The following is a 12,922-nucleotide window of genomic DNA, read 5'->3' as shown; positions in this document are numbered from 1 at the left end:
CGTGGACGAGGACGATTTAGCGACTATCGGTTCAGACCAAAGTAATCCGGTTTCCATTGGTGGTAACTTTACGACGACGCAAGGCTCAGACCGAGTGGTGAGCTATCAGCTTGATGGCTCTGCAACGCCAGTTGATGGTTTGAAATCGCAAGGTGTCGACGTGACACTAGCGGAAACCGCAAACCCAGATGGCAGCTTTACGTATGAAGCGACAGCAGGGACCAGTGCGGTCTTTAGGCTGACGGTAAACCCAGATGGTAGCTACAATTTTACGCTGCAAGGTCCAATTGACCATGCGCCAAACAGCGATGAGCTGATCCTTAACTTCCCAATCATTGCGACCGATTTTGATGGTGATACGTCAACGGTAAGTATCCCAGTCACCATCGTCGATGATAAGCCAACCATCACTGATGTTGATGCGATCAGTGTGGACGAGGACGATTTAGCGAGTATTGGCTCAGACCAAAGTAATCCGGTTTCTATTGATGGCAACTTTACGACGACGCAAGGCTCAGACCGAGTAGTGAGTTACCAACTAGACAGCTCTGCAACACCGGTTGATGGTCTGAAATCGCAAGGTGTCGACGTGACACTAGCGGAAACTGCAAACCCAGATGGTAGCTTTACCTATGAGGCGACAGCAGGCGCTAACGCGGTATTCACGCTTACCGTTAATACTGATGGCAGCTATAACTTTACGCTGCAAGGTCCAATTGACCATGCGCCAAACAGTGATGAGTTGCTCCTCAATTTCCCAATCATTGCGACCGATTTTGATGGTGATACGTCAACGGTAAGTATCCCAGTCACCATCGTCGATGATAAGCCAATCATCACTGACGTAGATGCGATTTCGGTGGATGAAGACGATTTGGCGAGCATTGGCTCGGATGGTTCAGACCCAATTTCAATTGGTGGCAACTTCACGACGACGCAAGGCTCAGACGGTGTGGTGAGCTATCAGCTTGATGGCTCTGCAACACCAGTTGATGGTTTAAAATCGCAAGGTGTCGACGTGACACTAGCGGAAACTGCAAACCCAGATGGCAGCTTTACCTATGAAGCGACAGCCGGTGCTAACGCGGTATTCACGCTTACCGTTAATACCGACGGCAGCTATAACTTTACGCTGCAAGGTCCAATCGACCATGCACCAAACAGTGATGAGTTGCTCCTCAATTTCCCAATTATTGCGACCGATTTTGATGGTGATACGTCAACGGTAAGTATCCCTGTCACCATCGTCGATGATAAGCCAACCATCACTGACGTAGATGCGATTTCTGTCGATGAAGACGATTTGGCGAGCGTTGGTTCGGATGGTTCAGACCCAATTTCAATCAATGGTAACTTTACGACGACGCAAGGCTCAGATGGTGTGGTGAGCTATCAATTAGATGGTTCTGCAAACCCTGTCGCTGGACTGAAATCGCAAGGTGTCGACGTGACACTAGCGGAAACTGCAAACCCAGATGGTAGCTTTACGTATGAAGCGACAGCAGGCGCTAACGCGGTATTTACGCTTACCGTTAATGCTGACGGCAGCTATAACTTTACTTTGCAGGGACCGATTGACCATGCGCCAAACAGTGATGAGTTGATCCTCAATTTCCCAATCATTGCGACAGATTTTGATGGCGATACTTCGACAGCAACGATCCCTGTTACGATTGTGGATGACAAACCAACCATAACTGACGTAGATGCAATCAGTGTGGACGAAGATGACTTAGCGAGTATCGGTTCAGACCAAAGTAATCCGGTTTCCATTGATGGCAACTTTACGACGATTCAAGGCTCAGATGGTGTGGTGAGCTATCAATTAGATGGTTCTGCAACCCCTGTCGCTGGACTGAAATCGCAAGGTGTTGACGTTACTCTCAATGAAACCGCTAACCCTGATGGCAGCTTCACTTATGTGGCGACAGCTGGGGTGAATGCAGTATTTACGCTAACGGTTAATACTGATGGCAGCTATAACTTCACGTTGCAAGGTCCGATTGACCATGCGCCGAATAGTGATGAATTGATCCTCAATTTCCCAATCGTCGCTACGGATTTCGACGGCGATACTTCAACGGCAACCATTCCTGTTACGATTGTTGACGACAAGCCAACGGTTACTGATGTTGATGCACTCACTGTCGATGAAGATGACATCACAACCATTGGTTCTGACCAAAACGACGACGCCTTTATGTCAGGCATGTTCACGACCACAGAAGGTTCTGACGGCGTAGTGAAGTATCAATTAGATACGACGGCAGATCCGGTTGCAGGGCTGAAATCTCAAGGTAATGACGTAACACTTGCTGAGACCGCTAATCTTGATGGCAGTTATACCTACACAGCCACGGCTAATGGTAGTGCTGTATTTGAATTAGTTGTTAAGCCTGACGGTAGCTATACGTTCACCTTGCAAGGTCCACTTGACCATGCGACCAACAGTGATAGTTTGCAGATTGACTTCCCGATCATTGCGACCGACTTTGATGGTGATACATCATCTGAAACGCTTCCTGTCACGATTGTGGACGATAAACCGACACTTGGCGGTATTATTGATACCAGCACGCAAACAGTGGATGAAGATGACATTCCAACGATAGGATCTGATGGTGCTCAATCGAATAGCATTACGGGTAACTTTATCGCGAATGATGGTTCTGACAGTATCGTTGAGTATGAGGTGTCCGATCTAAATTCTCCAGTTCAAGGTTTGCAGTCTGGAGGGCAAGACCTAGTGATGGTTGAAGTCTCTAATTCAGGCGGTGTTTCTGTTTATGAAGCGCGTATTGATGGGACCACGACACCAATTTTCCGCGTTACGCTTGATGCATCGGATGACAGCTATCAGTTTGATTTGCTTGGTGCGCTAGACCATCCTGATGCGGACGGAGAAAACCAGCTCGTCATCAATTTACCTATCCAAGCGACCGACTTTGATGGTGATGTTTCTAATACGCAATTGCTACCGATTACGGTTGTCGATGATGTTCCAATCATTGATGGCGTAGTGGCTGGCAGCGAGCAGATTGTGGATGAAGATGACTTGCCGGCAGGCACTGACGCGGCAAGTGCCGAAGATACTGTCATCACAGGCACGCTGGATATCAATGAAGGCGCAGATCAAGTTGCCTCTATCCAGCTTAGCGATTTGACCACGCCGGTTGCATCATTAATGTCTGATGGTCAGCCTATCTCTCTTGTGTTGAGTTCAAGTCTCAATGGGGTCAATGTTTACCAAGGCATTGCTGGTAACCCAGCAGAGGTGGTATTTGAGCTGACGTTAGATGCGACAGATAACTCTTATGAGTTTGACCTACAAAAACCACTTGATCATCCAGATGGTAATCAACAAAACACCATTGTTATTGACCTTCCTGTTACAGCGACAGACAACGATGGCGATACGTCACCAGTGTTTACGTTGCCGATTTCGGTAGTGGATGATGTTCCAGTCGTTACGCAAATTGATAGCTTGCAAGTTGACGAAGATGACCTTCCTTTGGGTTCAGATTCGCCGAAAGAGCCTTTGACCGTATCCGGTGAGTTTGAAGTAACCAGTGCCGATGGTATTGATTCGTTTGTTTTGGATCTGAGCACGAATCCAGTTCCAAACCTGAAATCGGGTGGGGAGGATGTCACCATTTCACCGGATGCAAGCGCGTCAACGGCAGATGCACTTGTCTACATTGGTCAAACTGCGAATAGAGCAACGGTCTTTACCTTAACACTCCACCAAGATGGTAAATACGACTTCGAACTGTCTGGTCAACTTGATCATGCGGTTAACTCAGACCAAATACTATTGAATCTTCCTGTTCATATTACAGATGGCGATAACGATACGATTACAGCAACGTTGCCTGTTACCATTGTGGATGATAAGCCAACGATTGATGCCATTCGTCCTGGTAGCATCTTGTCAGTGGATGAAGATGACATCCCAAGTGAAGGTTCAGATACCACGCCTGAATCCAATGTTATTGGCGGTAACTTCGATGTTACTGACGGCGCTGACTCTATCGTGAGTTTCCAATTAGATAGCTTAACATCGCCTGTTTCAGGACTAAAATCAGGAGGTCAATCCCTTGAGTTGGTTGAATTCTCTAATGCTAACGGTGTCGTTGAGTATCGTGCTTACGTCCAAGGGACAACCGACACAGTATTTAAACTGACGCTTAATGGCTCTGCAGACAGTTATGAATTCGAGTTATTGGGGGCTTTGGACCATCCATCAGGCAGCGACCAAAACTCGCTAGTGATTAACTTCCCTGTCAATGCGACCGATTTTGATGGTGATGTCTCAAACAACATTACCTTACCGATCACCGTAGTGGATGATGTCCCGGCGATTATCAAAGTCGCGGACACAAGCGAACAAACAGTGGATGAAGATGACTTGCCAGGAGGCTCGGATAGCACTAGTGGTGATTCTCGCGTACTTAATGGTGGTTTTGACGTTGTCGACGGTGCGGATGAGATTGTTAGTTATCAAATCTCAGATCTAGATGCGGTGGTATCTGGACTAACTTCGAACGGTTTAGATCTTGAGCTGAAGCCATTGCCTTCTGCCGGTGGTGTGACAGGTTATGAAGCCGTCATTGCGGGAACTTCAACGCAAATCTTCACGCTGACACTCGATGCGAATAACGACAGTTATCAATTTGAGTTATTGGGTCCGCTCGATCATGCGGTGGTTCAAGGTGAGAACACGCTAACGATCGATATTCCAATCACGGTCACCGATTATGACGGTGATACGTCTGCTTCACTTGATCTACCGATCACCATAGTGGATGATATTCCAGAAATTAAATCGGCGGATGCGCTTGCCGTGGATGAAGACGACTTAGCCAATGGCTCTCAAGCAACGGGTAAAGATAGCTTAGAAGCAACTGGCAATTTTGATACGGTTGAGGGGGCAGATACGGTTGTTTCTTATCAGCTTGATCTGACTTCGAATCCTATTCCTGGTGTCACTTCGGGTGGGTTAGCGGTGACTCTGGTACAAACTGGGGTAAGCAATAATAACTACACCTATCAAGGACAAACGCCAAATGGCAGCTCCGTGTTCACCTTGGTACTCAATGCAGACGGCTCTTACAAGTTTACGCTTGAAGGTGTCCTTGACCATTCTGTGCAGGGTGAAGACACTTTAATCCTCGACCTGCCTGTCTTTGCTACAGACGTGGATGGAGATACTGCGGGCATTAATTTACCTGTAACCATAACCGATGACGTCCCAACGTTATATGACGCATCGATTTCACGTGTTGAAGGTCAAAGTGGACGCACGGTTCGCTTGTTTAGAGACCCAGTAGAAGGCGACGATGATCTTGGCGCCGATGGTGCGCAAATTACCTCTTTCTCAGCGGACAATTCCGGAATTTACTTCAAGCAGAATGGTGTTGACTCCAGCTCAGTTGACCTCAATGGCAGCAATCAAACCGTCTCAGTCCATAAAGTATTAGATGGTGTCGATGCCGAAATCGGTGTTTTGATTGTTCGCACTAATGGTCGTGTGACATTCCGCCCTAACGACGACTTAGATCATACCGAAACAGATTCTATTGATTTCACTGTCAACGTTGTTGCTACCGATGGTGATGGTGATACAAGTGATGCAGATGTAGATATTTCGGTAAGAGATAGAAATGCTGAAATTAAAACGTCGACAGTAACCGCGTTTGAGGACCAAGGGCGCGGTGGTGTTGTCGCTGGTGTTGATTCAGCGAATACACAAGACAACCTGTCAACGTTAGATATCACTCCTGCAAAAGTGGACCTCGTTATTGATCTGCATGATATCGATCGTAATGAGAGTTTAGGCGATATCATTATTCGTGACGCGAACAGTTACGAAGGTACTTTCTTCTACCTAGATAGTGCTACCGGTAGCTATGTGGCGCTAACGACTAGCGGTAACAATGTTATTTTGGATGGTGCGAATGTCGAGCAGTCGTTCAACGGCGAACTTGTGTCACTCGATAATCTATATTTCGTTCCTGACCGCCATGCTTCAACAGATGCAGCAGGTGTTGACCCTCGTATTCGTATTGAAATCCTCAACAACGGCGTAAGAGATCACTTTGTTGATGGTCGTTTAGATATTGAGGTGGATGCTGTTGCGGATATTGCTACGTGGAAAGGGACCAGTGACTTTGCGTATACGGTTGATGAGGATGCTAACAACGTCTCATTAAACATTGAAGCTGAAACGCAAGATAACAGTAATCCAGAAGCAATAGCCTATGAGCTTGTATTTACCGAAGGTGGTGCGAGCGCAACACTTGTGTACTCAGATGGTTCCGCTATCCCAGAAGTGGGTGGTAAATATCTTGTTGACGCAAACCGAATTGGTGAAGTCCAGGTTGATCCTGCAGATAACTTCTCCGGTCAGATTAAAATCGATGTGACAGCGATTACGACGGAAGGGAATAACCCGCTTGCTGGTAAAGATACCGCTCGCTCTGTGACAGAAGAAATTGTGATTGACGTGAATCCGGTTGCTGATGCCGGTAGTTTTAGTGTTAACCGCATTAATATTTTTGAGGACAATGCGAGAACGCAAGACACCGTAGATCCAGTGACAGATCATGATCCACTTCAACTCAGTGAAGTGATTAAGATGACGCCTTCTGCAGATATAGATGGCTCGGAAGAGCTGTTTGTACGCATCGATAACTTCTCAATTGATGGTGTCACCTTAGTGTGGCTTGATAGCGGTAACCCAAGCCAAATCAACGTTGTTACTGACTCTGGTGGCAATGTTCTGTATTACGAAATTCCAGAATCGAATCTAGCGGATGTTGAGGTGCTTCCTCCAATTCACAGCAATGAAGACTTCACTTTCAATGTCGAAGGTATTGTGAAAGACAACGCATCACTTTCTTCTGGCGCCGCGCAGGATATCCGCTCATTAGGTACCCAGTCAGTGATCGTTTCAGTCAAAGGTGTTGCCGATATCCCGGACATTGAGCTGAACGATAAAACTGGGGTTTGGAGTGTTTTTGATGATGGTAACGTTCGTGGTATCGAAGCTACCATTGACGAAAATGGTCAAGTCGATCTTGCATTTAGCGTGGTTTCCGGAGAACTGAAGGATAACCCTGCAGACAGCTCAGAAACCATTACGGTTCTTCTGTCGAACATTCCTGACGGTGTTGAACTGTTTGATAGTGATGGCTCATCCATCGATTTGACGTTTGTTGGATACGATGGTGCTGGTGAACCGATTTACGAAGCGAACATTACGGACGCAAATGTGAATTCAGGTATTGTGATTCGACCTGAAACCTCATCTACGGAAAATATCACGATCACGGCGACCACTATCGTGACAGAAAACGATGGTCATACTCGCTCTGTGGCGGGTGAGATCCGCGTTAAAGTGGCACCAGTTATTGATGCTCAAGACAACTATGTGGTGAGCTCTGAAGGTAATGAAGATACTCGCATCAATATCGATTGGGAGCCAACTGCAACACAAAGTCCGGATGCGGACGAATTCTTTGCCGAGCTAACCATCAGTGGCTTCCCGAATGGCAGCACCGTATATGTTGGTGGTGTTGCTCAAACGGTAACAGGTGGCAGCATCACGTTGACGCCGGGAACCAATGAGTCAGAGCAAGATTTCTCGGCGCGAATAACCCAAGACGGATACATTCAGGTGCAATTGGAGCAAGACTCTAGTCTAGACTTTGATTTGAGCACGCAAGTGACGGTGAAGGAAATTGATGCTGAATACGTAGATTCGGGTAATCCGGGCGAGGGCATAGCATCAACGGTCATCAATGGTACGGTCAAGGTTCAAGTTAACCCAGTGGTTGAGCCAGAAGATTTAACCGGTCCAGTTTCAGGTCAAACACGTCTTCTTGTTGAAGGTACAGGCGGTGTTACTGACACGGTACAGTCCGATACTCAGGGGCGAATTGATTTCACTATTAATACTGCGGCCGGTGGTTCTGCTGATGCAAACATTATCAAGTATCAGGAGTTCGATAACTCTTCAGATGAAGTGGTCACCCAACTTGTGGTGCAGTTTAGTAATACTTCTCCAGAGATCTTGAATCAATTAGTTATTATTGGTGCTTCTAACGAAGGCGGTGGTCGTTGGACTATTACCGATGAAGAGAACTTCTCAATCATTGCGCCTGCTGGTTTAGATTTGACGCCAAACGACAACACGGATGACGGAGCAAACGGTGGAATCTCTTCGATTGGCCTTACCATCTATGCTCAAGTTAACGATTTAGGTGAGGATGCGTCAGAAGTCGACGCAACCGTCACGCGACAAACCGATATCACACTGGAGTTCCCAACTGATATCACGCCTCAAACTAGTGTAGCGGCTGATATAGAGCTTGATAACACGGTCCAAATTGATGGTAGTGAAGACAATGTCATTGATTTAGGTGTTCAGTTGGCATCGAAAGTCAGCACCCTAAATGGCGACACAGTAGAAGACGTGCTGACGTTAGTGATAGACCCAACATCTCCAAGTGTACCGCCAGGTCTTGTTATTGGTGGTACCGATGTCGACTTTGTTAATGGCAAATATGTGTTCCAAGCGACGGTTGATGCAAGTGGAAATATCACTGGTTTGGACGGTCTCACTCTACGTGTGGCAGAAGACTGGGCGGGAGACTTTACCCTACCAGTACTATTTGTAACGACTGACACGCAGTCCGGTGACGAAAACTCAACGCTTGAGTCACTTCCTGTTCAGATCCTACCCGTTGCAGACGTACCAGGGGCCTCTGTTGATCAACCTCTTGATAGCGACGTCACTCCTGATGTGACGGTCGACATCACTGGCACACTTGGCCTTGATGCTAACAAACAACCGGTTAATGACCTCAATAGCGATGTTCCAACGAACGATGGTGTTGGCTACGAAGATGGCTTGATTCAGTTGAATTTGAACGTTGATTTTGCTGACGACCGTAACAACCTTCAAGCAGGACAAGAAACGCTCACTAACGTGAAGCTTACGGTTGCCGATACAACACTGGGTGAGTTTGTTGATGCAAATGGCAATCCACTTGGTACAAGCATTGAGTTTAATGCTGCTGAGATTGCGGCAGGTGCACTTGATGAGGTGTTGTTTAAACCGAAAGAAAACTACCCTGTCGGTGGTGGTCAAAATACGGTTCAAATCAATATTGAAGGCGAGATCACCGATACTGCAGTTATTGACCAGACTACATTGGCAAACCCGGGTGATGATACGGACGTACGCAACTTCACCGACAGTGTGTCATTTGAAATCACTCCTGTTGTGGATGACATCACTATTAGCGGTGCCGATCCAACTCAGCCTATAGTGGTGACGGGCGATGAAGATACGTTGATTTCCTTAGCGCAATCAGGCTCTGGTGTGTCAGTGAGCCTGAATGACAATGATGGTTCGGAACAGTTTGTATCGCTGAAACTGACAGGTTTACCGACTGACTTTATCGTCACTTCAAATTCTCCTGATTACACCGTGAAGAACAATGGCGGCGGAGAGTGGAGTATTCAGTTGAAAGACTTGACGCAAACGTCAGTTGATCTCAGCGCTATTCAAATTCAACCGCCGAAAAACTTCAGTGGTGAAGCGGAGATCGGAATTACAGTCTTTACGCAGGAAGAATTACTTAAAGTTCCTACTGAACATACTGGTAATTTCAAAGTTGTGATTGACCCAATTGGTGATGATGTCGACGTTAACCCAGATACGCTTGTGTCAGGTAACGAAGGCGAAGACATCGATATCAACATAAATGCTCTAGTGGTCGACAATAAAGAGTCGATTGGTGATGGTGCAACGTATCAAGAAAATGACCCAGAAACACTTCGCGTAGAAATTTCAAACGTGCCAGATGGCGCAACCATTGCACTGGCAGATGGTACTCAGTTTGTGAACCAAGGCAGTGGTGTATTCGTCCTAGAAATCGATGCACAAGATTTGGATAAAGTGGTCTTCAATTCGGGTGATCGCAACGATAACTCTTGGAATAGTACGCTTGAGTTTAAAGTTCAAGCCGTGGATACCGGTCTAGATGGAAGCCAAAGCTTAGGCACTCCACAGCAATTTGATGTGAATGTTGAGGTTGAGGCAATTAACGACCGTCCTGAATTCGTTCATACCGTAGATGTTGAAACGCCGGAAGACACACCATTACTCCTTGATGGCTTTAGTGTTTCGGATGTTGATGCCGTTTTGGATGATCCGAGTGCTGAGTACGTATTGGATGTGACGGTCGACAGCGGTACGTTGGTTGTGGACCCTGCGCTTGTCACTACTTACAACTTAACTGTGCAAGGTGATGGCTCTGATACTCTTGAATTGAAAGGGACAGTGGCTGATCTCAACAATGCTATTGCCAATGGTTTGATAGAGTTCAACCCTGATTTGAACTTCTTTGGTGACGTTACCGTTGGCGTTACTGTCGATGACCAAGGTAACGAAGGTCTAGTGATCAGTGGCGTCGATGACACACTCAATACCAACAGCACTAGCTTTAATATCGAAGTGACTGAGGTCAATGATACACCAGAGACAACACCAGTTACCTTGCCGGATATCGAAGAAGACAGTGGCGTATTCTCTATTTCTGAAGCAGACCTAATTGCGAACGCGACGGATATTGAAAACGACAACCTCACAGTAAGTAATGTGCAGGTGGCGGATCCAAACGCTGGTAGCGTGAATTTTAACAATGTGACGGGAGAGTGGGAGTTCACGCCAGCGTCGGATTATAACGGTCCAGTCGAGCTCACTTACACGATAACAGATGATGGTACGACAGACGGCGCATTGGATCCTAAGTCGGTAAATGGCACCGCTTCATTCAATGTAACGGAAGTGAATGATGTACCAACCACATCACAAGTTGCGCTCTCTGACATAGCTGAAGACAGTGCGGCGGTCGAAATTACCCAAGCCGATCTGCTCGTTAACGCATCTGACATTGAAAACGACACCTTGACTGTAAGTAACGTGCAATTGGTTGATCCAAGTAGTGGCTCACTCACCTTTGATAGCATTGCGGGTACATGGTCTTTTACACCAGCACCAGGTTACAACGGCACAGTAAATCTGACTTACGACATTACCGATGATGGTACAACCAATGGCGCTTCTGACCCACAGACTGCGTCAGGAACAGCAACCTTTGAGGTGACGGAAGTCAATGATGCACCAGTGACTTCTGAAGTGACGCTGAGCAGTGCGGAAGAAGATGGCGGGACAGTGACAATTACGGCGACAGAATTGTTAAGTAATGCCACGGATCCTGAATCGGACAACCTGACCATTAGTAACCTTGCTCTTGCTAATCCTACTGACGGCGTTTTAACTCAAGTGAGCGCAACGGAATGGACGTTTGAACCTGCTTCAAACTTCTTCGGAGATGTGAATTTTACCTACGAAATCACCGACGATGGTACGACCAATGGTTCACTAGACCCAATTACGGTCGCTGGTACAGCAGTGATTAATGTTGAAGCTACCAATGATGCACCACAAATTATGGCAACATCGGTTACGGATACCATTAATGAAGCAGATGGGCAGAAAATCACAGGTATCAGTGTCAGTGATATCGATTTTACAGGTGCGCAAGCGAACGAAATTATGACAGTAACACTCAGCTTGACCGAAGGCGATGTTCGTGTTGAGCCACCTGCGGGCAGTGGTGTCACTGTTGGAAATGGGATGGCGGGTGAAGTTATTCTTATGGGGACGCCTGACAATATTAATGCCGTTCTTGGGGCAACGGATGCTGCTGAAGGTGTATTTGTGGATGCAGGAGACGTTAACGCGGCTTCTATCTCGTTGTCTGTCAAAGTCGAAGATAATGGCGTCTACTTTGAGAATACAGCGGGCACGGCGCTGGAGGCAAACCAGGACTTTGCTATCAATGTGACACCGGTAGCTGACGCTCCGACATTAGGTATTGACCCTCAGTTTAACTACATTCGTCAAATTGCGGCGAGCCAAACGGCGAGTGCTCAAGGTTTAGCCATTGTCGGTATCATGGCGGCACTGACGGATATTGATGAAGTGCTATCTCTTGAATTAACCGGCGTACCCGCGAGTGCGAACGTGACCAGTGGTATTGCACCGTCAAACATTACGTTTGATGGCACAACATGGACGGTTCCAAGTGATGAGATTGATACACTGCAAATTGTCGCAACGGATACAAACAGCGGTATCGATGTGGGTAGTTACGATATCTCCGTAACGGCGGTATCAACCGAATCTAATGGCGATGAAGCGCAATCATCACCCGTTCAAATTAGTTTAGATGTTAGTAGCGATGGAGACGACATTGATCAATCGAGCGCATCGGATGACAGTTACCTCGCTGGTGGCGATACGGGCATTAGCCTAACAGGTGGTGACGGTGACGACCTGATCGCTGGTGGTGATGGTGATGACGTCCTTATCGGCGGTTTGGGTTCCGATATCCTCACTGGTGGTGATGGTAGTGATATCTTTAAATGGACAATCGATTCTGTAGATGAGGGGGCGATTGATACCATTACGGACTTCACCCTTAACGAAGACAGTATCGACCTACGCGAAGTAATTTCTGACCTAAGTAGCCCAATGATCGATATGGATGATTTGTTGAGTCATATCTCTGCAGACTACGATGCGTCAACAGAGGCTGTGTCATTGAACATCACGACCGATGCCAATGTTCATCAAACTATCGTGGTTGAACATCTAGGTGATTCAATTGATTTCAATGGGTTAACCTCTAATGAAATTGTTGAGTCATTGTTGAATAATAACGTTCTTGCCAATGGTTAAACGAGTGTAAAAGCAAAAGCGCGATAGCTCATAGAGTTATCGCGCTTTTTTGTGTTCAGTTTGTTGCTGTTCGACCGCTGACTGCTGGTAGATTACCGTTGCTCG

Annotated in this window: 1 protein-coding gene; it reads left to right on the top strand. The window is 46.8% G+C overall.

The window, feature by feature from the left end; all coding sequences use genetic code 11:
- A partial coding sequence (locus VHA02S_RS18260) for a T1SS-143 repeat domain-containing protein (protein WP_155725048.1) occupies positions 1-12,817 on the top strand: 12,817 nt, incomplete at its 5' end.
- Positions 12,818-12,922 lie beyond the last annotated feature (105 nt).

This window comes from Vibrio harveyi NBRC 15634 = ATCC 14126 = KCTC 12724, from assembly GCF_001591145.1.
GTDB classification, from domain to species: domain Bacteria; phylum Pseudomonadota; class Gammaproteobacteria; order Enterobacterales; family Vibrionaceae; genus Vibrio; species Vibrio harveyi.
Note: the sequence above shows the minus strand (reverse complement) of the source record. Positions and strands in the feature narration are given on the sequence as shown.